The organism is Micromonospora sp. CA-248212, assembly GCF_050948405.1.
Classification (GTDB): Bacteria; Actinomycetota; Actinomycetes; order Mycobacteriales; family Micromonosporaceae; genus Micromonospora.
Map to the genome: position 1 here is coordinate 5383769 of NZ_CP192023.1, position 26453 is coordinate 5410221.

Below are 26453 nucleotides of genomic sequence, written 5' to 3' on the forward strand. Positions count from 1 at the left end.
GGTTCGTCGGCACTCACCGATGATGTCGCGCCCACGCCGCTCAGCGCGGATAGACCACGAACTTCGGTGCGGAACCACTCGGGGACGGCGGCACCCGGTAGTGACGCAGCGTGAACTGCATCATCTTCCGGAACGCCGGGTTGGCGATCGCCGCGCCACCACCGCCGGGGGCGTACACGAAGACCGCGATCACGTACCGGGGCTTCTCGGCGGGGGCCATGCCGATGAACGAGGACACCTCGCCCGACTGCCTCTTGCCGTCGACCCGACGCCACCCGGTGCCGGTCTTGCCGGCGACCCGGTAGCCGGAGACCGCGGCCGTGGTGCCGGTGGCGCCCTCGACGGTGGTGACCGCCTCCAGCATGGTGCGCAGCGCCGCCGCGTTCTGCGGGCTGAGCACGGAGCGGGTGACCGGCGCGGGCGCGGGGGTCCGCTTGCCGTCCGGGCCGATCGTCTCCTTGACCAGGTGCGGCTGCACGTACGTGCCGTCGTTGGCGATCGCGGCGTACGCGGCGGCCATCTGCAACGGGGTGGCGTCGACGCTGTGCCCGATCGGCACCGAACCGTACGACGAGTCGCTCCACTCGTCGGCCGGCAGCAGCCGGCCGCTGGCCTCGCCGGGCAGGCCCTCGCGGGTGGGCTGCCCCAGCCCGAACCGCTTCTGGTAGTCGATCAGCCGGTCCTTGCCGAGCTTGTCGGCGACGGTGATGGCGCCGACGTTCGACGAGAAGGCCAGCATCCCCGGAATGCTCATCTTCTTGCCGTTGGCGGGGTGCGTGTCCGAGAACCAGGTGTCGCCCATCTTGATGCTGTTCGCGATCGGCAGCGTGGTGTCCGGGGTGATCACCCCCTCCTGGAGCGCGGCGGCGTAGGTGATGGCCTTGTGCACCGAGCCCGGCTCGACCACGAAGCTGGTCGCGGCGTCCTCCCGGGCGACCGGGTCGCCCGGGGTCGGCTTGGCGGCGTTGTAGGTGGGGTCGCTGGCCTGGGCCCGCACCTCGCCGGTGGCGACGTCGATGATCACGGCTGCGGCGGTCGCGCCCTTCTGCCCCGCCATCCCCGCGCTGAGGATCTGCTGGCAACGGAACTGCAGGTCCCGGTCGATGGTGAGGGTCAGCGAGCTGCCCGGCTTCGCCGGAGTCGTCTTGCTGTAGCCGCCGGGGATCGGCGCGGCCAGGTCACCGAGGCCGGCCTCGTACACCCGCCGGCCGTCCTGCCCGGAGAGCAGGTCGTCGTAGCGGGCCTCCAACCCCTCCAGGCCGTCCATGTCCTGGCTGGTGAAGCCGATCAGGTTGGCCGCCAGGTCGCCGCCGGGCACCTCCCGGCGCTCGTCGCGGTGCACGCCGATGCCGGGCAGGTCCAGGTCCAGCACCTGCTTGGCCGTCGGGATCTCCACCCCCCGGGCCAGGTACTCGAAACGCGACGCGTTGCCGTTCTCCAGTTTGCGGGGCTTCATCAGCTCGGTCAGCTTCGACGCGGGAATGCCGAGCAACGGGGAGAGCGCCTTGGCGGTGGCGTCCGCCCCGATCCACCCGGGGCTGGACCGGTCTTCGATCAGCGTCGGGTCGGCGAACACGTACCGCGCCTCGACGCTGTGCGCCAGCGGCTCGCCCCGGAAGTCGTAGATCGCGCCGCGCGGCGCGGGCAGCTCCACGGTGCGCGTCCGGTCGGCGACGCCACCACCGGCGTAGGCGGGGGTGTCGACCGCCTGCAGGAAGATCAACCGCACCCCGATGGCGACGAAGAGCGCCAGGGTGAGCACGGTGCCCAGGCGCAGCCGCAGCCGCGGGTCGGCGAGCTTCGGCGGGCGGGGCGGCTTGCGGGACGGCCGGCGGGCCGGCGGACGGTCGCCGCGACCGGGCGCGCGGGGCGTGGTGCGGCGACGCGGCGGCGGAACGTCACCGGGGGCGCCGCGCGGATTCCGGGGCGCGACGGTGCGCACGACGCCGCTGCGGCCGGCCGCCGGAGCGTCACGCCGGCCGGCGCGGGCGGCGGCCCGGCCGCCGTCGAGCACCTGCAACGCCGGCCGGAACGGGTCGCCGGACCGCGTGCTGCCCCGAGGGGTACGCCGCTGCTCGGCGTTCCCGCCGCGCGCGGGCGTGCCGCGCTCCTCGCGGACCGTCCGCCCCCTCGGGGTGTACGCCCGAGCGCCGGAGATGCCACCGATCCCCGGCTCACCCGTGCGGGACTCGGAGTCGGCGGCGTCCCGGCGAGAACCGCGCCGGGACCCCGTGGGGTCCCGGCGCGGCTCGTCCGACTTCGGTGGCACCGGTCAGCCTCCCGCGCCCTGGCTGGTGACCGACGGCTCGCCGGTCGCCGGCTTGGGCACGCCGATCGGCTTGCCGTCCGGCATCCGGATGTACGCCGGCTCACCGGCGTCCACCAGACCCAGCCGACGTGCCTCGGCGGTCAGGTTCCCCGGCGCCTTGGCGTCGGCGATCTGCTTGTCGAGCTGCTGCTTCTCCAGGTCCAGTCGGGCCTGCTGCTGCTGCAGCTTCTCCAACCGGAACGCGTTCTCATTGATCTTGGTGTTGACCGCCAGGATGCCGAACACCCCGCCGACCACCAGCACCACGATCAGCGCCGCGAACGGCGCGCGCGGAACGGACACCGGCGGCGGAGGCGCCACCCGCAGCCGCGGCGAGCGGGCTGCCGCCGTGGCGGCTGCCTTCTCGGCCGGACGCAGCGCGGCACTGCCCTGGGTCGGGAACTCGCGCGCCCCCCGGGCGCGAGTCTCCCCCTGCCGACTCACTCGATCGATGCGTGGCGTACCGTTTTCCACGCGCGGAGCTCGCTCCGCCGCGGTCCGGCCCCCCGACCGCGGTGCGCGCTGCCCGCCGCCGGTGACGTCCCGGCGGTCGCGCTTGTCAATGCTCATGTCCCTCCCCCTCAACGTCCGTCCCTCGCCGGTCGCGGCGCCCCTGACCCCCCACGGATCAGGCGGACCCCGTGCCCGGTTGGTGCATTCCCTTCACCCGTCGGCGAGACCGTTCGCGGTCGGTCCGCCCCTGCTCTGTCGCGTTCGGGTCGAGTCGCTCCGCGGCCCGCAGCCGCACCGAAGCGGCGCGCGGGTTCGCGGCGACCTCCGTCTCCCCGGGCAGTTCGGCGCCCCGGCTGAGCAGCCGGAACGTCGGACCGGACCCGGGCAGTTCGACCGGGAGGTCGATCGGGCCCTTACTACGGACCCGGTCCGCGAGCGCCGCCTTGGTGAGCCGGTCCTCCAGCGAGTGGTAGGACAGGACCACCATGCGACCGCCCACGGTCAGTGCGTCGAGCGCGGACGGCAGCGCTGTCTCCAGCGCTGCCAGCTCTCTGTTTACCTCGATCCGTAAAGCCTGAAACGTTCTCTTTGCCGGGTGCCCGCCCGTTCGTCGGGCTGGTGCCGGAATCGACTCCCGGACCAGCTCGGCCAGCCGCGCCGACGAGGTGATCCGGGCCCGTTCGCGCTCCCGGATGATCGCCGAGGCGATCCGCCCGGCGAACTTCTCCTCGCCGTACACCCGCAGCACCCGGGCCAGATCCGGATGGGCGTACGTGTTGACCACCTCTTCGGCGGTCGTCCCCCGCGTCTGGTCCATCCGCATGTCCAGCGGCGCGTCCTGCGCGTACGCGAACCCGCGGTCGGGCGCGTCCAGTTGCAGCGACGAGACACCCAGGTCGAACAGGATCCCGTCGATGCCCGGATACCCCAGCCGCTGGAGCACGTCGGGCAGCTCGTCGTAGACGGCGTGCTCCAGGTGCACCCGGTCGGCGAACCGCGCCAACCGCACCCGTGCGTGGGCGAGCGCCTCGGTGTCCCGGTCGAGCCCGATCAGGACGGTCTCCGGATGCGCTTCGAGCACCGCCTCCGCGTGCCCGGCCAGGCCGAGCGTCGCGTCGACGTGCACCGTCCGGCCGCCTCGACCCAGCGCGGGGGCCAGCAGCTCGAGACACCGCTCGAGCAGCACCGGCACGTGCGTGCCGCGCAACTCCCCCATGATGACCCCCACTGGTTGAAACGTCCGTTCTTCTCGCGCGCCTGCCGTTGGAGACGGCGCTCCCGTCGTACCGCCAGATCCCCATCCGCTCCCGCCGGACACCGACTTCCGCCGGATTACTGGATCGTGCGCCTGGCACCGGGGAAGTGATGCCAGGAACTCGAAAGCGGCTGGAGATCTCGCAGTACGTCGGACGCCGTTCCGCCCTACAGACCGCCGGGCAGCACCCCCTCCTCGATGTCGGCGAAGTCGTCTTCGCTCTCGGCGAGGTAGGTCTCCCAGGCGACCTTGTCCCAGATCTCGACCCGGGTGCTCGCGCCGATGACCACCAGGTCCCGGTCGAGCGCCGCGTACTCACGAAGATGCGCGGGGATCGTCACACGGCCCTGCTTGTCCGGCACCTCGTCGTGCGCGCTGGCGAAGAAGACCCGGCTGTAGGCCCGGGCCGCCTTGTGCGTCATCGGCTGCGCGCGCAACTGCTCCGCGATCCGTTGGAACTCGGGTGTCGGAAAGACATAGAGGCAGCGATCCTGCCCTTTGGTGACCACGACACCCCCCGCCAGCTCATCCCGGAACTTGGCCGGAAGGATCAACCGGCCCTTCTCGTCCAGGCGCGGGGTATGGGTGCCGAGAAACATCGGCCCAACCCCCTCGCCCTTGAGCGGCGTTCGCGGCGCCGCTGACCCCCCGGGCCGGTGAGCCCTCCCGGCCTCACCATTGGGCCCCACTCTACTCCACTTCCCTCCACCTGCAACCAGATTCGCCCGCGTGGCGCGTCCGATCCGCGCGTGAAACCGCACGTCACAGGGGGTGGAGCGGAGTGGAGGGCCGGCGCGCCCGCCCGGTGTGGTCCGCTTTCCGACATTGATCGACTCCGTCCGGCCGAGCGCGCGCCGACCGCCCGCCGGGATGCCACGGCCGAACGGTTCACCGTCGGCGGCGATCTGGCGAGGTGGGCGGTCCGGTAACCTCGCTCGCGTGACGGACGCGAAAATGCCCCTACGGGCCAAGGTGGCCAGCTCCGTGTCACGGACCGCCGCGGCGCTCTCCCGGGCCGCCGGCCGTGGCGACGGTTCGGTGATCGGCGGGTGGATCGGGTTGAAGATCGACCCGGACCTGCTGGCGCACCTGTCGGCCGGCCGCGCCATCGCGCTGGTCTCCGGCACCAACGGCAAGACGACCACCACCCGGTTGACCGCCGCCGCGGTCGGCGTGCTCGGGCGGGTCGCCACCAACTCGTTCGGCGCCAACATGCCCAGCGGGCACACCTCGGCGCTGGCCAAGGCCGGCAGCACCCCGTACGCGGTGCTGGAGGTCGACGAGCACTACCTCGCCCAGGTGCTCGAGTCGACCGAGCCGCACGTGGTCGCGCTGCTCAACCTCTCCCGCGACCAGCTCGACCGCGCCAAGGAGGTCGCCATGATGGCGCAGCTCTGGCGCGCGGCCCTGGTCCGGCACACCGACGTACGGGTGGTGGCCAACGCCGACGACCCGATGGTGGTGTGGGCGGCCACCCCGCCGGCCGACCCGGCCCGCGGCATCAATCCGCCGCACGTGACCTGGTTCAGCGCCGGCCAGCGCTGGCACGACGACTCCTGGGTCTGCCCGGAGTGCGGCGCCACCATCGCCCGCTCCGGCGAGCAGTGGTGGTGCACCGGCTGTGCGCTGCGCCGCCCCGAGCCGCACTGGGTCGTCGAGGACGAGGGAGTGCTCGACCCCACCGGGGCCTGGCACAAGGTCTCCCTCCAGCTACCCGGCAAGGTCAACCTGGGCAACGCGGCGACCGCGCTGGCGGTGGCGGCCGAGTTCGGCGTACGCCCCGTCGACGCGGTGAGCCGTCTCGGCATCGTGACCTCGGTCGCCGGCCGGTACGCGCAGGTCGACCGGGACGGCCGCAACATCCGGCTGCTGCTGGCGAAGAACCCGGCCAGCTGGCTGGAGGCGTTCGACATGGCGGACGAGGCGCCCACCCTGCTCTCCATCAACGCGCGTGACCCCGACGGGTTGGACACCTCCTGGCTGTTCGACGTCGACTTCGCCCCGCTCCGCGGCCGGCAGGTGTTGATCACCGGTGACCGGGCATACGACCTGGCGGTTCGGCTGGACGTCAACGACGTGCCCTTCCAGCACGTCCGCACGTTCGACGACGCCGTCCGGTCGGTCCCGCCCGGCCGGCTCGAGGTCATCGCGAACTACACCGCGTTCCAGGACATCCGAGCGGAGTTGGACCGTGTCAACTGAGAGCCTGCGTATCGTCTGGATCTACCCCGATCTGCTGTCCACCTACGGTGACCGGGGCAACGCGCTGATCCTGGCCCGGCGGGCCCGCCAGCGCGGCATGCCGGTCGAGGTGCTGGAGGTCCGCTCCGACCAGCAACTGCCGTCGACGGCCGACATCTACCTCGTCGGCGGCGGCGAGGACGGCCCGCAGGCGCTGGGCGCGCAGCGGCTCATCGCGGACGGCGGTCTGCACCGGGCGGTCGCACAGGGCTCGGTGGTCTTCGGTGTCTGCGCCGGTTACCAGCTGCTCGGGACGTCCTTCTTCGCCAAGGGCGTGCAGTGCCGCGGCCTGGAACTGCTGGACCTGCGGTCCGACCGGGGCGAGAGCCGGGCCGTCGGCGAGCTGGCCGGTGAGATCGACCCTCGGCTGGGCCTGCCGCCGCTGACCGGTTTCGAGAACCACGGTGGCCGTACCCACCTCGGCCCGGAGGTCGCCCCCCTGGCCCGGGTCACCGCCGGGATCGGCAACGACGGCGCCACCGAGGGCGCCTGGCGCGGCAAGCTGCTCGGCACCTACTCGCACGGGCCCGCGCTGGCGCGCAACCCGGCCCTGGCCGACCTGCTGCTGCGCTGGGCCACCGGGGCACACCAGCTCCCGCCGCTGGACGACACCTGGCCCGACCGGCTCCGCACCGAGCGCCGTTCAGCGGTGGCCGCCGCCCGGGCATGATCCACGCTGTCCGGCGGCTGCTCCGGCAGCCGTCGGCCGCTCGGTTCGCCCTGCTGGTCGCGCTCATCGGCGGCTGCGGGCTGCTGCTGCTCCTGGCGCCCCGCCCGGACCCGGCGCGGCTACCGGCGCTCGCCGACCAGCTGGGCGACCTCGCCCCGGTGGCGGCGATCCTCGGCGGCGCGCTGCTCCTGGTCGCGCTGGTCCCCCGCACCTTCGTGACGCTCGCCGCGGGCGCGATCTTCGGCCCGCTGGAGGGCGCCGCGTACGCCCTGGGCGCGGCGTTGGTGGCCGCGGCGATCGGGTTCACCGTCGGCCGGCTGCTCGGCCGGGAGTTCGTCGCCGAACGGGTACGCGGTCGATTGGCCCGCCTCGACGGTTGGTTCGCCCGGCAGAGCGTGTTCGGCGTGGTCACCGTCCGGCTGCTGCCGATCGCGGGGTTCGGCCTGGTCAGCTACGGCTACGGCACGACCGGCACGCGGGTGTTGCCGTTCCTGGCCGGCAGCGTGATCGCCTCCGCCCCGACCGCGTTCGGCTACGCGGCGATCGGCGCGGCGGTCAGCTCACCCGGTCACGTCAACTGGTACGCCGCCGCTCCCGCCAGCCTCGGCCTGATCGCCAGCCTCGTCCTCGTACACCAGTGGTGGCGCGCCAACCGCCACCCCCGCTCCACCCCAACCTGACCCCCCGCGCCCGCGCCCGCGCCCGCGCCCGCCGATCTTGCACTTTCTGTCCCGACAAACCCTCGCATAAAGGGGCGGAATGTCGACCGAAACTGCAAGATCGACGGGGCGGAGCGGGGCGGAGCGGGGTGACAGGGTGGGGTGGGGTGGGGTGACAGGGTGGGGTGGGGGTCAGGCGACGACCGAGACCATCCGGCCCTTGACCACGATGACCTTGCGGGGTTCCCTGCCGGCCAGCGTCGCGGCCACCGCCTCCAGGGCCGCCGCGCGGACGGTCTCGTCGGCGGCGTCGGCGGGCACCTCGACGCGTCCCCGGACCTTGCCGTTGACCTGCACCGGGTAGGTCACCGTGTCGGCCACCAGCAGCGCCGGATCGGCCACCGGGAAGTCCGCGTACGTCAGCGAGGTGTCGTGGCCCAGCTTGCGCCACAGCTCCTCGGCCAGGTGCGGGGCGAACGGCGCCACCATCAGCACCAGCGGCTCGGCCACCTCGCGGGGCGTCGCCGACAACCCGGTCAGTCCGTTGGTCAACTGGATCAGCTTGGCGATCGCGGTGTTGAACCGGATGCCGTCCATGTCGCCACGGACCCCGTCGATCACCGTGTGTAGCAGCCGGCGGGTCGCCGCATCGGCCGGGTCGTCGGTGACGCGCACCTCGCCGGTCTGCTCGTCGACGACCGCCCGCCAGACCCGCTGCAGGAACCGGTACGAGCCGATGACCGCCCGGGTCTCCCACGGGCGGGACACCTCCAGCGGGCCCATCGACATCTCGTACACCCGGAAGGTGTCCGCGCCGTACGCCGCGCACATGTCGTCGGGGGTCACCACGTTCTTCAGCGACTTGCCCATCTTGCCGTACTCGCGGTTGACCACCAGGTCTTCCAGGTAGTACGCGCCGTCGCGCTCGATGACGTCCTCGGCCTGCACATAGCTGCCCCGCGAGTCGGTGTACGCGTACGCCTGGATCATGCCCTGGTTGAACAGCTTGCGGAACGGCTCGAACGACGACACGTGACCCAGGTCGAACAGCACCTTGTGCCAGAACCGCGCGTACAGCAGGTGCAGCACGGCGTGCTCGGCGCCCCCGACGTACAGGTCGGTGCCGCCGCAGTCGCCCTCGCCGCGCGGGCCCATCCAGTACCGCTCGTTCTCGGCGCTGACGAACCGCTCGGTGTTGGTCGGGTCCAGGTAGCGCAGCTCGTACCAGCAGGAGCCGGCCCACTGCGGCATCACGTTGGTCTCGCGGGTGTAGCGCTGGGGCCCGTCACCCAGGTCCAGCTCGACCTCGACCCAGTCGCGGCGACGTGACAGCGGGGTCTCCGGGTTGGAGTCGGCGTCGTCCGGGTCGAACGTCTTCGGGGAGAAGTCGTCCACCTCGGGCAGCTCGACCGGCAGCATCTCCTCCGGCAGGGCGATGGCCGCGCCGGTGGAGTCGTACACGATCGGGAAGGGCTCACCCCAGTAGCGCTGCCGGGAGAACAGCCAGTCCCGCAGCCGGTAGGTCACCGCGCCGGTCCCGTGTCCGTTGGCCTCCAGCCACGCGATGATCGCCGCCTTGGCCTCCGCGACCCCCAGGCCGTTCAGGTCCAGGCCGCGCTCGGGCGCGGCGCTGTTGATGGCCGGGCCGTCGCCGGTGTACGCCCTGCCGTCGAAGCCCTCCGCCGGCTGCACGGTCCGCACGATGGGCAGCTCGAAGACCTCGGCGAACGCCCAGTCCCGCTCGTCCTGCGCCGGCACCGCCATGATCGCGCCGGTCCCGTAGCCGGCCAGCACGTAGTCCGCGACGAAGATCGGGATCTGCCCGCCGGTGACCGGGTTCGTGGCGTACGCGCCGACGAAGACGCCGGTCTTCTCCTTGGAGTCGGACTGCCGCTCAACGTCGGTCTTGGCGGCCGCGGCCCTGCGGTACGCCTCGACGGCCTCGGCGGGGCTGGCGTGCCCGCCGGTCCAGGCGTCCCGGGTGCCCTGCGGCCAGGCGGCCGGCACCAGGGCGTCGACCAGCTCGTGCTCGGGCGCCAGCACCACGTAGGTGGCCCCGAAGATGGTGTCCGGACGGGTGGTGAACACCCGGATCGGCGCCTCCGCCGTGGCGAAGTCGATGTGCGCGCCCTGCGACCGGCCGATCCAGTTGCGCTGCATCAGCTTGATCGGCTCGGGCCAGTCCAGGCTGTCCAGGTCGTCCAGCAGCCGGTCACCGTACGCGGTGATCCGCATCATCCACTGCTTCAGGTTGCGCTTGAAGACCGGGAAGTTGCCCCGATCGGAGCGGCCGTCGGCGGTGACCTCCTCGTTGGCCAGCACGGTGCCCAGCCCCGGGCACCAGTTCACCGGCGCCTCCGAGACGTACGCCAGCCGGTGGTCGTCGACGACCTGGCGACGCTCGGCGACGCTCAGCTCGGCCCAGGACCGGCCGTCCGGGGTCGCCCGGTTGCCGCCCTCGAACTCGGCGATCAGCTCGGCGATCGGACGCGCCCGGCCGGCGTCCCGGTCGTACCAGGAGTTGAAGATCTGCAGGAAGATCCACTGCGTCCAGCGGTAGAAGTCGGTGTCGATGGTCGACACCGAGCGCCGCTCGTCGTGCGCCAGCCCCAGGCGGCGCATCTGCGCCTTGTACCGCTGAATGTTCTGCTCGGTAGTGGTCCTGGGGTGGGTGCCGGTCTGCACGGCGTACTGCTCCGCGGGCAACCCGAACGCGTCGAACCCCATCGCGTGCAGCACGTTGTGCCCGGCCATCCGCTGGTAACGGGCGTAGCAGTCGGTGCCGATGTAGCCCAGCGGGTGGCCGACGTGCAGGCCGGCGCCCGACGGGTACGGGAACATGTCCAGCACGTACAGCTTCTGCGCGTCGAAGCGCGGGTGGCTCGGATCGGCCAGCGGGCCGGTCGGGTTGGGCGCGTGGAAGGTGCCCTCGCGCGCCCAGGTGTCCTGCCAACGAGTCTCGATCTCGTCGGCCATGGCCGCGGTGTACCGGAACGGGGGGATGTCGCCCGCCGGTGCGGCTGCCTTGCTCATCGTCTCTCCTCGCTTCGCTTCGCTTCGTCTCGGCACCGCCGGGCCGGACCGGCGGCGGGCACAAAAAAAGCCCCTCGCGCAGGAGGGGGCCGCCGTGCTGTCGCGCGCTCAGCGCATCAGCACGGCCCGATAAGAAGCAGGAAGACTCCGGCCATATCCGGCAGTCTACCCCCTCACCTGCGGCATTAATGCGTCCGTCAGCGCGCCCGCACCGATCCCCCGACTCGGCGAATATCCATCCGTAACCGACGGACTACCTGCGGGGGTCGGCGATAACGACAAACATGGTTAGCCTGAGAGGCCAGTGAGCTCCCTGCGGCAAACGAGGCTCGGCGTCGCATACCCAACGGCGGGTCCAGGTGCTCTCGACAGAGCTGCCGTGACGGCGACGAGGAGGAGGCCCGTGACACAACAGACCTGGGACGAGGTGGGCGGCCTGTTGCCGCACGACGAGTTCCGCGCCGCCAGCGAGGCCATCGTGGCCAACATCGAGCAGGTCATCGAGGGAAAGACCGCCACCGTGCGGCTGGCCCTGGCTGTGCTGCTCGCCGAGGGCCACCTCCTCATCGAAGACGTCCCCGGCGTCGGCAAGACCAAGCTGGCCAAGGCCCTCGCTCGGTCCATCGACTGCACGGTCCGCCGGATCCAGTTCACCCCCGACCTGCTGCCCAGCGATGTCACCGGCGTCAGCGTCTACAACCAGGAGACCCACGACTTCGAGTTCCGGCCGGGCGCGGTCTTCGCCAACCTGGTGGTCGGCGACGAAATCAACCGGGCCTCGCCGAAGACCCAGTCGGCGTTGCTGGAGTGCATGGAGGAACGGCAGGTCACCGTCGACGGCGTGACCTACCAGCTCCAGACCCCGTTCATGGTCATCGCCACCCAGAACCCGATCGAGATGGAGGGGACGTACCCGCTGCCGGAGGCGCAGCGCGACCGGTTCACCGCCCGGATCGCGATGGGTTACCCGGACGCCGGCGCGGAGCTGGCGATGCTCGACGGCCACGGCGCCACCGACCCGCTGCACGAGCTGCGTCCGGTCTCCGACGCCGACATGGTCCGGCAGCTCATCGCCACCGTCCGGCAGGTGCACGTCGCGGACGCGGTCAAGCAGTACGCGGTCGACCTGGTCACCGCCACCCGTGAGGCCCACGACCTGCGCCTCGGCGCGTCCCCCCGGGCGACGCTGCAACTGCTGCGCACGGCCCGTGCGGTCGCCGCGCTGGAGGGCCGCGACTACGTCCTGCCCGACGACCTGCAGGCCCTGGCGGTGCCGGTGCTGGCGCACCGGATCATCCCGACGGCCGACGCGCAGCTCGCCCGGCGGACCACCGACGCGATCGTCTCCGAGCTGGTGCACCGGCTGCCCCTGCCGCACGACCGTCAGCGCAACCCGTACGACACCCGGCCCGCCACCGGCAACGGCCGCGCGCCCTACGAGCCGCGGAGGCCGTGACGTGCGTGCCGGGCTGCGCGGGCTGACCACCCGCGGGCGCTCGTTCCTGGCCGCCGCGGTCGCCGCGGCGGTCTCGGCCGTCATCCTGGGCGAGAAGGACCTGCTCCGGGTGGCCCTGCTGTTGGCCATCCTGCCGCTGCTGGCCGCCGCCTACGTGGGTCGCAGCCGCTACAAGCTGGCCTGCAACCGCTCGCTGGACCCGCACCGGGTCCCGGTCGGGGCCAACTCGAGGATCGTGCTGCGCCTGCAGAACCTCTCCCGGCTGCCCACCGGCACCCTGCTGCTGGAGGACCGGCTGCCCTACGCGCTGGGCAGCCGGCCCCGCGTCGTGCTGGAACGGCTCGGCGCGCAACAGGCCAGCTCCGTGGCGTACACGGTCCGCGCGGACGTGCGCGGTCGCTACGACGTGGGTCCACTGGTGGTCCGGATGACCGACCCGTTCGGTCTCTGCGAGCTCACCCGCTCCTTCCCCAGCACCGACCACCTCACGGTCATCCCGCAGGTCACCCCCCTGCCGTCGGTCCGGCTCCCCGGGGAGTACGCCGGCAGCGGCGACAGCCGGGCGCGTTCGGTGGCGGTCCACGGCGAGGACGACGCGGCGACCCGGGAGTACCGCCGGGGCGACGACCTGCGTCGGGTGCACTGGAAGTCCACGGCGCGCACCGGCGAGCTGATGGTGCGCCGGGAGGAGCAGCCCTGGGAGAGCCGTGCCACCGTCGTGCTGGACACCCGGGCGTACGGCCACCGGGGTGACGGGCCGACAGCGAGCTTCGAGTGGGCGGTCTCGGCCGCCGCGAGCATCGCCGTACACCTGCGCCAGGCCGGCTACAAGCTGCGCCTGGTCACCGGCTCGGGGGTCGACGTGGACGCCTCGGAGGGCGGTGGCGACGGCGTGCTGCTCGACCATCTGGCCGAGGTGCGGTTGGACCAGCGGGCCGACGTCACCGGGCTGGTGCAGCGGGTGCGGCAGCGCGCCGACGGCGGGCTGATCATCGGGCTGTTCGGCGCGGTGAGCGTCGCCGAGGCCGAGCTGCTGGCCGGGCTGCGCGGCAACGGCGCGACGTGTGTGGGTTTCCTGTTGGACAGCTCCACCTGGCTGAGCCTCCCCGAGAAGGCTCGCGCCGAGGCGGAGCACGCGCACGGCGCCGCCGTGCTCACCATGGTGCGCAGCGGCTGGCGCGTGGTCGGCGCCGACCACGGCAGCCGACTGCCGGCGCTGTGGCCGCAGGCGGGCCGCGGCTCCCAGGGCTTCGCCCTGCGGGCCGCGCTGGCCGAGACGGTCGCTGGCCGCGTGCGATGAACGGAAGGTCCCCCTCATGATCGCCAGCCGGAACACCGGTCTGGTCGCGGCCGCCGCGACGCTGCTCGCCGCCGCGCCGCTGTCGGCCATCTTCCAGACCTGGACGTGGCTGATCCAGTGCGCGATAGCGGTCGCCGTGGTGGCCGGAGTCGCCGCGCTGACCCGGCTCGTCCGCGCGCCGCTCTGGGGCCAGGTGCTCGGCATGCTGGCCGCCCTGCTGCTCGCGCTGACCTGGCTGTTCCCGAGCGGCAGCGAGCTGCTGGCCCTCCTGCCCACGCCGAGCACGATCGGGCACTTCGCCGATCTGCTCGCCGGTTCGGCGCAGGACATGCGCTCGTACGGCGTCGAGGTCCCGGACACCGATCCGCTGCTGTTCATCACCGTGCTCGGCGTCGGCGGGGTGGCCGTGCTGGTGGACTTTCTGGCCGTGGGACTGCGCCGGCCGGCGCTGGCCGGGCTGCCGATGCTCGCGATCTACTCGGTGCCGGTCGCGGTCTACGTGGACAGCGTCCCCCCACTGCCGTTCGTGGTGGGTGCCGCCGGCTACCTGTGGCTGCTGGTGACCGACAACATCGACCGGGTGCGTCGGTTCGGGCGGCGGTTCACCGGCGACGGCCGGGACGTGGACGTGTGGGAGGCGTCGCCACTGGCGTCCGCCGGACGTCGGCTCGCCGTGGTCGGCGTGGTGCTGGCCGTGGTGCTGCCGCTGGCGGTGCCCGGCCTGAGCGGTGGGTTGCTCGACCGGATCACCGAGGGCACGGGTAACGGCACCGGCAACGGTCGGGGGGTGGGTGGCTCGTCCGGCCGGATCGACCTGTTCGCGTCGCTCGCCGGCCAGCTCAACCAGTCCGAGGTGGTGGACCTGGTCAAGGTGACCACGTCGGAGCAGAGCCCGTTCTACCTGCGCTACGCGGTCGCCGACGAGCTGCGCCCGAACGGTTTCCAGGCCCGCGCCGCGAGTGGCCGGCCGGTCAACCGCGATCTGCCCGATCCGGGCGAGCGGGTCGGGCCGGGGGTGCAGCAGGCCGAGTACCGGGCGACCGTCGAGGTGACCAAGAGCCTCAGCATGTCCCTGATGCCGGTGTACGCCGAGCCGGTGCGCACCCAGGACCTGAACAGCAACTGGCTGTACGACCCCAACCAGCAGATCGTGTTCTCCAACCGGGAGAGTTCGCGGGGGCGTAAGTACTCGTTCGACTACATCCGCTCGACGTACACCCCGGCGACCCTGCGGGCCGCGAAGTCGCTGCCGGCCGAACACCCGCTCCGCCGGCAGCAGACCGCCACCCCCGGGCCGGTGCCCGAGGTGGAGGAGCTGGTCCGGGGGCTGATCCAGGGCAAGCGGACCGACTACGACCGGGTGCTGGCCATCTACCAGCACTTCTCCGCGAACAACGGGTTCACGTACCGGTTGAGCACCGCGAGCGGCAGCAGCGGCCAGGACATCGTGAACTTCCTGACCAACAAGGTCGGTTACTGCCAGCAGTACGCCGCCGCGATGGCCTGGCTGGTCCGGTCGGCCGGCATCCCGGCGCGGGTCGCGTTCGGGTTCACCAACGGCAGCAGGCGCGACGGCGACACGTACACGCTGACCAACCTCAACCTGCACGCCTGGACCGAGGTCTTCTTCGACGGGATCGGCTGGGTGCCGTTCGACGCCACCCCGGCGTCCGGAGTTCCCGGCTCCACCCGATCGGCCTGGGCGCCGGACACCGACGCCCCCGAGCCGTCCACTCCGGAGGCCGGCGCCACGGACAGCCCGAGCGGCGCGGACTCGTCGGCCGGGCCGACCGGCCCGGACAACGCCGACCGGGACACCGACTCCGGGCTCTCCCTGGGGGATTCGCGGCCGACCGAGCAGGCCCCGGTGTGGCCGTGGTGGGTAGCGGCCGTACTCGCGCTGGTGGCACTGCTGGCGGTGCCGGCACTTCGTCGGCGGGCGCTGCGTCGGCGGCGGGCCGGCCGGGCGGACGTCGCGGCTGCCGCCGCCGTGGGCGACGGGCCGCCGACCGACGACGCGCGGGTGATGGTGGTCGAGGCGGACCCGGGTCGCGCTCGCGCCGACGCCCACGCCGCCTGGGCCGAATTACTCGACACGCTCGTCGACTACAAGGTGCGGGTGGACCTGACCGAGACGCCCCGGGCGACCGCGGACCGGCTGGTCCGGGACGCTCTGTCCGACGACGCCGAGGCCATCGGGGCGGCGCGGCTGCTCGGCCGCGCCGAGGAGCGGGCCCGGTACGCGCGGGCTCCGCTGACCGGTGAACCGTTGCCGTCCGCGCTCCGCGCGGTCCGTGGGGCGCTCTCGTCCCGGGCGGACCGACGGACCCGGCTGCTCGCCGCCGTGTTGCCGCCCTCGGTGCTGCAACGCTGGCGGATCGCACTGGCGGACTCCTCCGGCCGCCTGGTGGCGCTGACCACGCGGATGCGCTACCGGCTGCTGCGCTGGAACCCGCGCCGGTTGCTGGCCGATCGAGCCGCCCGCTGACCAACGCCCGCCAGCGCGCTGCGGCGGCGCCCCGGCCTAACGCCGGGGCGCCGCCCCAGCCCCAGCCCCAGCCCCAGCCCCAGCCCCAGCCCCAGCCCCAGCCCCAGCCCCAGCCCCAGCCCCAGCCCCAGCCCCAGCGATCTTGCACTTTCTGTCGCGACATAAGGGGTATCCCACTCATACGGACGACAGAAACTGCAAGATCGGCGCGATCTCGGAGGGACGCGGAGCGCGAGCACGGCGGCGCGGGGCGCGCGAGCACGATGTTCGGGGCATGACGGAGCGACGGCGGCCATCGGGGGTGTCCCGATGGCCCGCTCGTCGCGGTGGTCGGCCCGCCTCAGCGGCGGGACGCGCTCAGCGGTGCCCCTCCGGGCGCTGCCGCCATCGGTCTTCCATCCGGTCCAGGATCGACCGTCGGCGACCGGACCGGCCACCGCGGGGACGACGACGACTCGTCGTGCCACCCACCACGTGCAGGTCGGGTGACTGCGCCCGCCGGTGCGACTGCACCGCGAACGCGGCCGACGCCAGCATGACGACGAAGCCCGCCACCGCCAGCGGTGGAGTCTTGATCACCGCGCCGTAGACCAGTAGGGCCAAGCCAGCGATGATCACGCCGGCTGCGACGAGCAGGCGACGCCGCGCGTGGAAGCGCGGATCGCTGGCGCGCACGGCCGAGGCGAATTTGGGGTCCTCGGCAAGCGACCGCTCGATCTGCTCGAACAGCCGCTGCTCGTGCTCCGAGAGCGGCACGGCACTCCTCCCCGGTCACGTTGGTCGGCCCACTCGGGCCGACAGACCGTGGCAGCCAACCGGCTGCTTACCCGCAAGTCTACGAGGGGGGTCGCGCGTCGGAAAGCGGGACGACCTACGGGTGGGGTGGATTTTCCTTTCGATGAGCGTCACGGTCGGCTAACAGACTGGCCGGACCTATGACGGACCGCCCGAATCGGGCAGCGGCGGCGTCCGCGGCGGCTTCCGCCTCCCGCCAACCACGCTCGGGCGCGCCGAGGGTGAGCTGTCGGGGCGCGCCCTGCGCCGAGGTGAGTCCCTCCACCCGGACACCGACGAGGCGGATCCGCTCAGCCGGGTCCAGCGCGGTGTAGAGCGCCCAGACCGTGTCGAACATCTCCCGGGCCGTGTCGGTGGGTACGTCGAGGGTGCGGGAGCGGTTGACGGTGCGAAAGTCGGCCAGTCGTACCTTCAGGGTGACCGTGCGCCCGACGTGTCCGGCGCTTCGCAGCCGGACGCCGACCTTCGCGCTGAGCGCGAGCAGGGCACGGCGGATCTCCGTCGGGTCCGCCACGTCGGCGTCGAAGGTCACCTCGGCGCCGATCGACTTGTCGACGTGTTCGGGACTGACCCGGCGCGGGTCACGCCCCCACGCCAGCTCGTGCAGGTGCGCCGCGGACGCCGCGCCCACCGCCCGGCGCAGCATGCCCACCGGGGCCTCGGCGAGGTCCCCCACGGTGGCCAGACCCAGCCGACGCAGCGTCTCGGCGGCCCGCTCCCCCACCCCCCACAGCGCGTCCACCGGGAGCGGGTGCAGGAAGTCGAGGACCTGCCCGGCGGGTACGACCAGCAGGCCGTCGGGCTTGGCCCGGGTGGAGCCGAGCTTGGCCACGAACTTGCTCGGCGCCACCCCGACCGAACACGTCAGCCCCTGCTCGTCGGCGACCCGCTGGCGGATCAGCCGGGCGATGGTGGCCGGCGGGCCGAACAGCTTGCGGGCGCCCCTGACGTCGAGGAACGCCTCGTCGAGGGAGAGCGGCTCGACCAGCGGGGTGACGTCCCGGAAGATCTGCATGACCGCCCGCGAGGCGGCCGAGTACGCGGCGAAGTTCGGCGGCAGGTAGACGGCGTGCGGGCAGAGGGCTCGGGCCCGGGAGGTCGGCATGGCGCTGCGCACGCCGTAGCGGCGGGCCTCGTAGCTGGCCGAGCTGACCACGCCACGCGAGCCCACGCCACCCACCACGACCGCGCGGCCGCGCAGCTCGGGCCGGGCACGCACCTCCACCGAGGCGAAGAACGCGTCCATGTCGACGTGCAGGATGCCGCTGGCGGAGTCGTCGGCGTCCGGCCCGAAGCGCGGATCACCGCCTCGGGGCAACGACTGACTGCGGCCCATCGGTGCAGGTTATCCCCGAGGTACGACACCAGCACCGGCCGGCTGGCCGGACCGCGCCCCGGTCAGCCCCGCACGACCAGCAGCGGCACGGTCAGCTCGGCGGCGGTGTCCGCCCCGTGGTACGCGACCAGCTTCGACACCTTCGGCGGTTCGGTGCGGCTGGCCAGGACGGCGTACGTGTCGTTGCAGGTCACCACGACGTCACCGATCCGGCCCAGGTGCTCCTCGGGCACCGGCCCGAACCAGCCGGTGGCGACCACCTCCGCGCGGGTACGCACCCGGGCCGCGTCGCCGAGCACCGCCGACCAGGCGGCCACCACGTCGTCCACCGCTCCCGGCTCGGTGTGCAGGTAGCGCACCCGGGCCTCGCCGGCAACCACCCGCAGGCCGTCGCGCAGCCGTGGATCGGTGTCCAGGTCGAAGCGGTGCGCGACGGGGATGTCGAGTTGCCCGTGGTCGGCCGTGACCAGCAGCGCCGCGTCCGGCGGTAGCCCGTCGACCAGCCGGGCGAGCAGCAGGTCCACCTCGGCGGCGGCGCTTCGCCACGGCGCCGAGTCGACCCCGCTGAGGTGCCCCTGCCGGTCGAGGTCGGGGTGGTAGCCGAAGACCAGGGTTGGTCCGTCGCCGGCGGACAGCGCGGCACGCATGGCGGTGGCCAGCTGATCCGCGCCGGCGGCGCCCCGGAAGTCGCCGCCCCGGTTGGCGGCCAGGGTCAACCCGCTGCCGCCGTACTCCGGCCGGCTCACCACCGTCGTCGCCACACCGGCGGCCCGGGCCCGTTGAAGCTGGGTGGGCACCGGCTGCCAGCGCAGCGGCGACGGGTCGGCGGCCCAGTCGGTGTGGGTGAGCACCCGGTCGGTGCCGGGCACCCGCACCGTGAAGCCGAGCACCCCGTGCGCGCCGGGCGCGACGCCGGTGCCCAGCGTCACGAGGCTCGTCGGGGTGGTGGACGGGAAGCCGGCGACGAGGGGCCGACCCACCGTCGCGGCCAGCCCGGCGAGCGTCGGCGCGTACGGGGCGGCGGTCGGCACCTGGTACCAGCCGAGCCCGTCGACGAGCAGGACGGCGATCCGGCGTACCCCGGCCAGCGCGGGCGTCAGGCCGAGCGGGTCGGGCGAGCCGGGCACGCCCAGTACGGCGAGCGCGCTGGGCAGCACGTCGGCGAGCCGTCCGCCGGTTCGATCGGGCGCGAGGACCGCCAGCGGCGGGTCGAGGCCGGTCACCGGACCGCTGGCAGCCGGCGTACGCCCGTCGGCGGTCAGCTCGGGGCCGGACGAACCGGCCGACGTACCCCCGTCGACGGGCCGGACCGGACGGGTCATGCCGGTCGGCGGGCGAACAGGTGCAGTTGGGCGGCCAGATCCCGGTAGGGGGGCTGAGCGGCCAGGGCCAGTTCCAGCTCGACCAGGGCCGCGGGCTGCCCGTCGGAGACGGCGGCCGGCAGCAGGTCGGCGAGCACGCGTACCCCGTGGATGTCCTCGACCTCCAGCCCGGCGGCGGTGAGCAGCGCGACGGCCTCGGGGGCGTCGTAGCGGCGGCGCAGGGTGTCGCGCGGCCCGGCGCTGCCGGCCGGGTCGGCGGCCACCGACGCCGCGACGTCCAGATGCCCGTTCATGGCGCGGCCCAGCACGGCCGCCGCCCGGCCGGCTACCAGCACGCTTGCCGCGCCGCCGGGGCGCAGCGCGGTGGCCAGCGCGGCGACCACCGGCGTCGGGTCGTCGACGACCTCCAGGACTGCGTGGCAGAGCACCAGGTCGACCCCGGCCGGCTCGACCAGCCCGGCGAGGGCGTCGCCGTCGCCCTGCACGGCGACGACCCGATCGGCGACCCCGGCCTCGGCGGCCCGGCGGGTGAGCGCGGCGAGCGCGTCGGGGCTGGCGTCGACCACGGTGACGCGGTGCCCGGCCCGGGCCAGCGGGACGGCGAAACCGCCGGTGCCCCCGCCGATGTCCAGCACGGTCAGCTCGGCGTCGCCGCGCCGGTCCAGCTCGGCGCGCAGCACCGACCAGATCACGGCGGTACGGGGGGTCAGCGGCGGCGCGGCGAACCGGCCTCGGGTCTGCTCCACCCGGTCGAGCCTAGTGGTCAGGACTGGGTGCCCTCGACCGCGTCCTCAGCCCGGGATCGACGCTCGTTGGCGACCGGACCGTTTGTCACCTCGTACTCGCGGGGGTCGGTGAGGTGCGACGGCATCCAGCCGGCACCCAGCCGGGTCCGCCGGACGTTGGCGATTCCGCCACCGGTGTACGCGTGGTTTCCCATCACTTGTCAGTCCCCCTCACGGATCACGGGCCGCTCTGCCCGCTCAGGACGAGTCTCCCGCTCCGCGGCGACAGAAACCGTAATGTGGATCACTGTTCAGCGGAAGTCGCGGGAGGCGGGACTGACCGGCGGCTCGATGGCGTCCAACCGGTCGGCGACCAGGTTGGTCACTCCCTCGTGGCGTTGCAGTCGTCCCCGGACCACCAGCGCGGCGCTGGTGCGGGCCACCCGCCGATAACGCTGCCACAGACCCGGCGAACAGGTCACGTTCAACATCCCGGTCTCGTCCTCCAGGTTGAGGAAGGTCACCCCACCAGCGGTCGCCGGGCGCTGTCGATGGGTGACGATGCCACCGACCCGGATCCGCTGGCCCGGCTCCACCCGGCCGAGCCGGGCGATCGGCACCGCCCCCAGCACGTCGAGCTGCCCCCGGATGAACCGGGCCGGATGGCTCTCCGGCGACAACCCGGTGGCCCACACGTCCGCTACCAGCCGATCCACGGCCTCCATGCCGGGCAGCGTGGGCGCCGTCGCGCCGGTCACCGTGCCGGGCAGCCGGCCCGGTCGGTCCTGGGCCGCCGCGCCGGCGGCCCACAGCGCCTCCCGCCGGGTCAGCCCGAAACAGGCGAAGGCGTCCGCGGTGGCCAGCGCCTCCAGCTGCGCGGCGGTCAGTCCGACCCGCCGGGCCAGATCCGGCATGTCACGGTACGCCCCACCGGCCGTCCGCTCGGCCTCGATCCGCTCGGCCACGTCCGATCCGAGGGTACGTACGCTGGACAGCCCCAGTCGGACGGCCGGACCGCCCAGCCCCCAGGCGTGCGGCGGCTCCCCCGGCTCGCTGCCCCACCGGGTGTCCGGGGTGGACTCGAGCACCGCCAGAGCACCGCTGGCGTTGATGTCCGGGCGGCGGACCTCCACCCCGTGCCGGCGGGCGTCGTCGACCAGGGTCTGCGGCGAGTAGAAGCCCATCGGCTGGGCGTTGAGCAGCGCCGCCAGGAACGGGGCCGGGTGGTAGCGCTTGAGCCACGAGCTGGCGTACACCAGGTAGGCGAAGCTCATCGCGTGGCTCTCCGGGAAGCCGTAGCTGGCGAACGCGGTGAGCTTGCGGTAGACGTCGTCGGCCAGCTCGCCGGTGATGCCCCGCTCGGCCATCCCGGCGTAGAGCCGGTCGGCGATGCGGGTCATCCGCTCGACCGACCGTTTCGCGCCCATCGCCCGGCGCAACTGGTCGGCCTCGGCCGCGTCGAAACCGGCCAGGTCGATGGCGAGCTGCATCAACTGCTCCTGGAACAGCGGCACCCCCAGGGTCTTCTCCAGCGCGTTACGCATCAACGGGTGGGCGAAGGTCACCGGCTCCTGACCGTTCTTACGCCGGATGAACGGGTGCACCGAACCGCCCTGGATCGGGCCGGGACGGATCAGCGCCACCTCGACCACCAGGTCGTAGAACTCGCGGGGCTTGAGCCGCGGCAGGGTGGCCATCTGGGCGCGGCTCTCCACCTGGAACACCCCGACCGAGTCCGCCCGGCAGAGCATGTCGTAGACCTCGGGATCGTCAAGCGTCATGTCGCCGAGATCCAGCCGGGACCCGATCATGTCGTAGCCGTAGTGCAGGGCGGAGAGCATGCCCAGGCCGAGCAGGTCGAACTTCACCAGGCCCACGGCGGCGCAGTCGTCCTTGTCCCACTGCAGGACGCTGCGTCCGGGCATCCGCCCCCACTCCACCGGGCAGACCTCGATCACCGGACGGTCACAGATCACCATCCCGCCCGAGTGGATACCCAGGTGCCGGGGGAACGTCTGCAACTCGTTGGCGTACTCCACCACCTGCTCCGGGATGCCCTCGACGTCGACCGTGGCGACCGAACCCCACCTGTCGATCTGCTTGCTCCAGGCGTCCTGCTGACCGGGTGAGAAGCCGAACGCCTTGGCCACGTCCCGCACCGCGGACCGGGGCCGGTAGGAGATGACGTTGGCGACCTGGGCGGCGTGCTCCCGGCCGTAGCGGGTGTAGACGTGCTGGATCACCTCCTCCCGCCGGTCGGACTCGATGTCCACGTCGATGTCCGGCGGGCCGTCCCGCTCCGGGGCGAGGAACCGCTCGAAGAGCAGCCGGTGCCGGACGGCGTCCACGTTGGTGATCCGCAGCGCGTAGCAGACCGCCGAGTTGGCCGCCGAGCCCCGGCCCTGGCAGTAGATGTCCTTCTCGCGGCAGAACGAGACGATGTCGTAGACCACCAGGAAGTAGCCGGGGAAGCCCAACTCCTCGATCATGTTCAGCTCGTGGTCGAGCTGCGCGTACGCCGCGGGGTGCGCCTGCGGCGGACCGTAGCGCTCCCGGGCGCCGTCGGCGGTCAGCTTGCGCAGCCAGCTCATCTCGGTGTGCCCCGGCGGCACCGGGTACGCCGGCAGCTGCGGCGCGACGAGTTGGAGGTCGAAGGCCAGTTCGGCGCCGAACTCGGCGGCCCGCGCCACCGCGCCCGGGTACGCGGCGAACCGCGCCGCCATCTCCGCGCCGCTGCGCAGGTGGGCGGTGGCCGCCGCGGGCAACCAGCCGTCGATCTCGTCCAGGCTGCGCCGGGCCCGCACCGCGGCGACCGTGGTGGCCAACCGCCTCCGGCCGGGACTGGCGTAGTGCACGTTGTTGCTGGCCACCGTCGGTAGCCCGGCCGCGGCGGCCAGCTCGGCGAGCGCGTCGTTGCGGTCGGCGTCGACCGGATGACCGTGGTCGGTCAACTCCACCGCCACCGTCTCCGCGCCGAAGAGCGCGGTCAACCGGTCCAGCTCGCGGGCCGCCGCGTTCACCCCCTCGGTGAGCAGCGCGCCCGGCACGTGCCCCTTGCGGCAGCCGGTCAGCACCAGCACGTGGTCGCGCAGCTCGGCGGCGACCTCCTCCAGCTCCCCGTAGACCGGGCGGCCCTTCTCCCCGCCGCGTAGCTGGGCGCGGGCGATGGTGGTGGCCAGCCGGGCGTACCCCTCATGGCCGTGCGCCAGCACCAGCAGGTGCGCGCCGTGCGGGTCGGGTTCGCCGTTCTGCGGGCCCGGTAGCCCGAGGGACAGCTCCGCGCCGAAGATGGTCGGCAGGCCCAGCGTACGGGCCGCCTCGGCGAACCGGACCACCCCGTAGAAGCCGTCGTGGTCGGTGACGGCCAACGCGGTGAGCCCCAACCGGGCCGCCTCCTCGGCCAACTCCTCGGGGTGGCTCGCGCCGTCGAGGAAACTGAAGTTGGTGTGCGCGTGCAGCTCGGCGTAGGGCACCACGCCGTCGGGACGGGCAAGCTCCGGCGGCTCGTACCGCTCGCGGTGGCGACTCCAGGCCGGCGAGTCACCGCCGTCGGCGTCCACGGCGAGCGGATCCACCACGTGCAGGTGCCGCTCGGCGCGCCGCCGTCCGCCGCCGGCCCGGCCGGAGAGCACGCTCTCCAGCTCCGACCAGGGCATCTTCGGGTTGTGAAAACTCATCCGGCCACCCCGGCCACGCTGGCGGCGCTGGCGGCGCTGGTCCGTCCGACGCTGGCCGAGACGTTCCAGGCGTCGCTGGCGTTGGCGTTGGCGCTCCCCGCCCGCGGCGAGAGGTGCGATGAGCGTGATGACTCACAGGCATCAAGATGCCGGTGAGTCATCACGCTCATGAGGACATCTGCTCTCCGGCCAGCGCCGGGCCGACCAGCGCCGGGCCGACCAACACCGGACTCGCCGACACCGAGCCCGCCGACGCCGCGCCAGGCGACGCCGCGCCAGGCGACACCGGTCAGGGGCCGATCTGACTCAGTCATAGATCGCCTCCACCAGCCACTGCCCCGACTCCACGGCGAGCAGCAGAGCGGCACCGTCGGCGAGGCTGACCTGGAACCGGGCCCGGCGGTGGGCCTCGGCCGGCGCCCACCAGCGCTCGTCCACCGGCCACGGCCCGGCCCAACCCACGATCTCCGCCGGCTGACCGGCGCCGACCACCAGTCGGGCCGGTGGGGCGCTCACCGCCAACCGCGCGCTGATCACCACCGGCTCGCCGGCGGCGTCGTGCACGGTCGCGGCGAGTGGGCTGGGCAGCACCACGGCGGGCGCGGGCGGCGGCAACCGACCCGGCCACGGCGGAATACCCGCACCCATGCCTGCGCCCGCACCCATGCCTGCGCCTGCGCCGGTGTCCGCACCGGCACCGGCACCAGTACCCATGCCCACGCCGGCGACGGCCGGTGGGCCGGGTCGGGTCGGGAGCCGCTCGTCGCCCCACGGCACGAGGCGCACCTGGTCGGCCGGAGAACGCCCGCCACCGAGCACCGCCGTGACCACCGCCTCCGGGCCGAGGATGCCCTGTACGCGGCTCAATGCCCGGTGCGCCCGCTCCCGCTCCTCGCCGGTCTCCCCCCAGAGGCCGGTCTGCAGGCCGGCCTGGGCGACCACCCCGTCCGGGATCAGCCGCAGTCGGATGATCCCGGACGTCGGGCGGGCCGGGCGGGCGCCGGCGCGACCGCTGCTGCCGGAGAGCCAGCCGTCGAGCTGCCAACGCACCCGGTCGGCGATGGCGGCGGCGGTGAGCAGACCGTCGTGCCGCCACACCCGGTGCAGCTCCTGCCCGTGCTCGGTAACCGCCTCGATGCCGAGTCGGGTGCAGGCCAGCCCGTGCCCGGCGAGCCGGTCGTGCAACTGCTCGGCCAGGGCACGGGCGGCGAACGCCGCCGCGTCGACCCGGTCGATCGGATCGTCGTACCCGGCGGTCACCGTCAGGTCGGCCGGCGGCTGCCGGACGGCGAGCGGGCGGTGGTCCCGGCCGGCGGCCAGCCGGTGGGCCAGCGCGCCGTCGAACCCGAAGCGGGCCAGCACGTCGCCGGCCGGTAGCGCGGCGAAGTCACCGAGGGTCCGCACCCCAGCCGGCGCAGCAGGTCAGCCAGCGCGGACCGACCGAGCGCCTCGACCGGCATCCCGGCCAGGAACGCCGGCGTCCCACCCGGCGCCACCACCCGGCCGGTGCGGGCGGCCAGCCCCGCGGCGAACACCCCGTCGGCGATGCCCACCTGGCTCTCCACCAGACACGACTGGGCGACGTGCTCGATGAGCCGTTCGGCGGCCGCCTCCTCACCGCCGAGGTAGCGACTCGGGCCCCGGGCGGCAACCGCACAGGCGCCCGGCCGGACCACCTCGACACCGGCCACCAGTTCCTCCAACGCGGCGACCACCGGCTCGAACGCCCGGGCGTCCCGGCCAGGGTCGTAGTCCACGACGGTGAGCTGCGGGCAACGACCCTGCGCCTCCCGCTTGCGCAGCCCTCGGCGTACGCCTTCGGCGCGGGCCCGCTCGGAGCACGCGACCACCCGGTTGGCGTGCAGGACGGCGACCGGGCCGGTGGCTGGTATCCCGTCGACGATCTCGGCGGCGAGCACCGGCCAGTCCGGGCACCACAGCAGCAGGGTCCGGGTCGGCGAGCCGGTCACCCCGACCCGACCAGGGCGAGCGGCCCGGACGGTCGGCCCACGGTCGATCGCACCGTCCGGGGAATGACGCGGGTGAGCTCGGCGTCGGGGAGCCAGACCTTGATCTCCTTGGGGCGGGCGGCTGCTCCCCGCCCGCGCGCCGACACGGTGACCTCCCGGCGGCGCAGCCGCCCCCGACCCTGACCGAGCCCTTCCCAGACCCCGCGGACCACCTGCAGCGTCACGTCCGCGCCGTCCCACCGGCCGTACGGGACGAGCACGCTGCCGCGCTGCCGGGCCCGGGCGGCCAGCCGGGTGGCGACCGAGGCGGAGACCGCGGCCGGTACGGCGGTGACCACGACGTCCACCCCGTCGATCAACGCGGCGACCACGGTGGCCCACTCGGGACCCGGATTCGGCACCAGGGCGAGCCGGTCCAGGGAGATGCCCAGCTCGGCCGCCGCACCCGCGCCGAACGTCGGCACCCCGACCACCGCACACCACGAGCCGGCCCGGGACGCCTCGGCCAGCAGTGCGAGCACCAGCGAGGTACCCCCACTGCGGCGGGGCTGACCGGCAGCGACAGCGATCGTGCTGCCCCGGCGTAGACCCCGGTTGGGCAACAGGCCGGTCAGCTCAGGCGTCACCGGTAGCACGCGGTGGCCGCCCACCGGATCGGGCGCGCTCGCTGGGCGTACCAGATCGGCCAGCGCGGCGGAACCCACCACCATGCGGCCCGCCATTGGACCAACCCCCCGTCGTTGCTGTGGAACAGATCAGGCCGCA

The 26453-nt window shown here is 73.4% G+C and carries 19 protein-coding genes and 3 pseudogenes; 8 read left to right on the forward strand and 14 right to left on the reverse strand.

Translation table 11 applies throughout. The features are described 5' to 3' along the window. Positions 1-40: 40 nt before the first annotated feature. The 4 genes and pseudogenes from ACQP03_RS25165 to mraZ form a co-directional block, all read right to left on the reverse strand. Positions 41-2269 (reverse strand): peptidoglycan D,D-transpeptidase FtsI family protein, encoded by a 2229-nt coding sequence (locus tag ACQP03_RS25165; protein ID WP_433458731.1) that lies wholly within the window; start codon positions 2267-2269, stop codon positions 41-43. A 3-nt stretch (positions 2270-2272) separates the two neighbouring features. Then, positions 2273-2878, reverse strand: a complete 606-nt coding sequence (locus ACQP03_RS25170) for a hypothetical protein (RefSeq protein ID WP_357126937.1) — start codon at positions 2876-2878, stop codon at positions 2273-2275. Beyond that, positions 2868-3977, reverse strand: a pseudogene (rsmH, locus tag ACQP03_RS25175) (16S rRNA (cytosine(1402)-N(4))-methyltransferase RsmH). The gene ACQP03_RS25170 and the pseudogene rsmH overlap by 11 nt, the downstream one beginning before the upstream one ends. A gap of 206 nt (positions 3978-4183) precedes the next feature. Then, positions 4184-4615: a division/cell wall cluster transcriptional repressor MraZ gene (gene mraZ, locus ACQP03_RS25180; protein WP_355049459.1), complete on the reverse strand. Its 432-nt coding sequence runs from the start codon at positions 4613-4615 to the stop codon at positions 4184-4186. Between the two features lie 355 nt (positions 4616-4970). Between mraZ and ACQP03_RS25185 the strand changes: the two genes are divergently transcribed. From ACQP03_RS25185 to ACQP03_RS25195, 3 genes are read left to right on the forward strand one after another with little or no spacing between them, the layout of a single operon-like run. Continuing rightward, a complete protein-coding gene (locus tag ACQP03_RS25185; protein WP_357171213.1) occupies positions 4971-6218 on the forward strand; it encodes a MurT ligase domain-containing protein in 1248 nt (415 codons plus the stop codon). Continuing rightward, complete coding sequence (locus ACQP03_RS25190) at positions 6208-6927, forward strand: type 1 glutamine amidotransferase (protein ID WP_357126932.1); 720 nt, start codon at positions 6208-6210, stop codon at positions 6925-6927. Before ACQP03_RS25185 ends, ACQP03_RS25190 begins: the two co-directional genes overlap by 11 nt. After that, a complete protein-coding gene (locus tag ACQP03_RS25195; protein ID WP_363661526.1) occupies positions 6924-7607 on the forward strand; it encodes a TVP38/TMEM64 family protein in 684 nt (227 codons plus the stop codon). The genes ACQP03_RS25190 and ACQP03_RS25195 overlap by 4 nt, the downstream gene beginning before the upstream one ends. Positions 7608-7778: 171 nt before the next feature. Here the strand turns inward: ACQP03_RS25195 and leuS are convergent, their stop codons facing one another. Continuing rightward, on the reverse strand, positions 7779-10619 hold the full coding sequence (gene leuS, locus ACQP03_RS25200; RefSeq protein ID WP_433458734.1) for a leucine--tRNA ligase: 2841 nt from the start codon (positions 10617-10619) through the stop codon (positions 7779-7781). Positions 10620-11022: 403 nt separating this feature from the next. Between leuS and ACQP03_RS25205 the strand changes: the two genes are divergently transcribed. The 3 genes from ACQP03_RS25205 to ACQP03_RS25215 are packed head-to-tail and all read left to right on the forward strand — an operon-like array spanning position 11023 to position 15863. Continuing rightward, positions 11023-12075, forward strand: coding sequence for an AAA family ATPase (locus tag ACQP03_RS25205; protein WP_357126923.1), 1053 nt, complete (start codon positions 11023-11025; stop codon positions 12073-12075). A 1-nt stretch (position 12076) separates the two neighbouring features. Next, positions 12077-13375 carry a DUF58 domain-containing protein gene (locus tag ACQP03_RS25210; RefSeq protein ID WP_357126920.1) on the forward strand — a complete coding sequence of 433 codons (1299 nt, stop codon included), beginning with the start codon at positions 12077-12079 and terminating at the stop codon, positions 13373-13375. A gap of 16 nt (positions 13376-13391) precedes the next feature. After that, positions 13392-15863 (forward strand): transglutaminase TgpA family protein, encoded by a 2472-nt coding sequence (locus ACQP03_RS25215; protein WP_433458737.1) that lies wholly within the window; start codon positions 13392-13394, stop codon positions 15861-15863. A 357-nt stretch (positions 15864-16220) separates the two neighbouring features. On the opposite strand, the gene ACQP03_RS25220 is transcribed toward ACQP03_RS25215, so the two are convergent. From ACQP03_RS25220 to ACQP03_RS25245, 6 genes are all read right to left on the reverse strand, one after another. Then, a complete protein-coding gene (locus ACQP03_RS25220) occupies positions 16221-16619 on the reverse strand; it encodes a DUF3040 domain-containing protein (protein WP_007463044.1) in 399 nt (132 codons plus the stop codon). A gap of 115 nt (positions 16620-16734) precedes the next feature. Beyond that, a complete protein-coding gene (locus ACQP03_RS25225; protein WP_357399097.1) occupies positions 16735-17994 on the reverse strand; it encodes a DNA polymerase IV in 1260 nt (419 codons plus the stop codon). A gap of 62 nt (positions 17995-18056) precedes the next feature. After that, a complete protein-coding gene (locus tag ACQP03_RS25230) occupies positions 18057-19316 on the reverse strand; it encodes an alkaline phosphatase family protein (protein ID WP_433458740.1) in 1260 nt (419 codons plus the stop codon). Continuing rightward, on the reverse strand, positions 19313-20083 hold the full coding sequence (locus ACQP03_RS25235; RefSeq protein ID WP_357127324.1) for a methyltransferase domain-containing protein: 771 nt from the start codon (positions 20081-20083) through the stop codon (positions 19313-19315). The genes ACQP03_RS25230 and ACQP03_RS25235 overlap by 4 nt, the downstream gene beginning before the upstream one ends. Next, the gene (locus tag ACQP03_RS25240; protein WP_355049450.1) at positions 20080-20259 is read right to left on the reverse strand and encodes a hypothetical protein; all 180 of its coding nucleotides are present in this window, start codon (positions 20257-20259) and stop codon (positions 20080-20082) included. Before ACQP03_RS25240 ends, ACQP03_RS25235 begins: the two co-directional genes overlap by 4 nt. A 93-nt stretch (positions 20260-20352) precedes the next feature. Then, the gene (locus ACQP03_RS25245; RefSeq protein ID WP_433458742.1) at positions 20353-23718 is read right to left on the reverse strand and encodes an error-prone DNA polymerase; all 3366 of its coding nucleotides are present in this window, start codon (positions 23716-23718) and stop codon (positions 20353-20355) included. Between ACQP03_RS25245 and ACQP03_RS25250 the strand changes: the two genes are divergently transcribed. After that, complete coding sequence (locus tag ACQP03_RS25250) at positions 23707-23874, forward strand: hypothetical protein (protein ID WP_433458744.1); 168 nt, start codon at positions 23707-23709, stop codon at positions 23872-23874. The two genes, ACQP03_RS25245 and ACQP03_RS25250, sit on opposite strands and share 12 nt — an antisense overlap. Then, a complete protein-coding gene (locus tag ACQP03_RS25255) occupies positions 23871-24023 on the forward strand; it encodes a hypothetical protein (protein ID WP_396832897.1) in 153 nt (50 codons plus the stop codon). The genes ACQP03_RS25250 and ACQP03_RS25255 overlap by 4 nt, the downstream gene beginning before the upstream one ends. Position 24024: 1 nt before the next feature. Here ACQP03_RS25255 and ACQP03_RS25260 read toward each other — a convergent pair. From ACQP03_RS25260 to ACQP03_RS25270, 3 genes and pseudogenes are all read right to left on the reverse strand, one after another. Then, positions 24025-24354, reverse strand: a pseudogene (locus ACQP03_RS25260) (DNA polymerase Y family protein); the annotation flags it as partial. A gap of 93 nt (positions 24355-24447) precedes the next feature. After that, positions 24448-25688: pseudogene (locus tag ACQP03_RS25265) on the reverse strand (DNA polymerase Y family protein); the annotation flags it as partial. Further along, entirely contained in the window at positions 25685-26410 is a 726-nt protein-coding gene (locus ACQP03_RS25270; RefSeq protein WP_355049446.1) for a hypothetical protein, read from the reverse strand. The pseudogene ACQP03_RS25265 and the gene ACQP03_RS25270, both read right to left, overlap by 4 nt. Between the last annotated feature and the right edge of the window lie 43 nt (positions 26411-26453).

Coding starts and splice junctions, on each gene's coding strand:
- leuS (WP_433458734.1), bottom strand. CDS start 10,619: ATGAGCAAGGCAGCCGCACCGGCGGGCGACATCCCCCCGTTCCGGTAC.
- ACQP03_RS25195 (WP_363661526.1), top strand. CDS start 6,924: ATGATCCACGCTGTCCGGCGGCTGCTCCGGCAGCCGTCGGCCGCTCGG.
- mraZ (WP_355049459.1), bottom strand. CDS start 4,615: ATGTTTCTCGGCACCCATACCCCGCGCCTGGACGAGAAGGGCCGGTTG.
- ACQP03_RS25170 (WP_357126937.1), bottom strand. CDS start 2,878: ATGAGCATTGACAAGCGCGACCGCCGGGACGTCACCGGCGGCGGGCAG.
- ACQP03_RS25270 (WP_355049446.1), bottom strand. CDS start 26,410: ATGGCGGGCCGCATGGTGGTGGGTTCCGCCGCGCTGGCCGATCTGGTA.
- ACQP03_RS25225 (WP_357399097.1), bottom strand. CDS start 17,994: ATGGGCCGCAGTCAGTCGTTGCCCCGAGGCGGTGATCCGCGCTTCGGG.
- ACQP03_RS25185 (WP_357171213.1), top strand. CDS start 4,971: ATGCCCCTACGGGCCAAGGTGGCCAGCTCCGTGTCACGGACCGCCGCG.
- ACQP03_RS25215 (WP_433458737.1), top strand. CDS start 13,392: ATGATCGCCAGCCGGAACACCGGTCTGGTCGCGGCCGCCGCGACGCTG.
- ACQP03_RS25245 (WP_433458742.1), bottom strand. CDS start 23,718: ATGAGTTTTCACAACCCGAAGATGCCCTGGTCGGAGCTGGAGAGCGTG.
- ACQP03_RS25230 (WP_433458740.1), bottom strand. CDS start 19,316: ATGACCCGTCCGGTCCGGCCCGTCGACGGGGGTACGTCGGCCGGTTCG.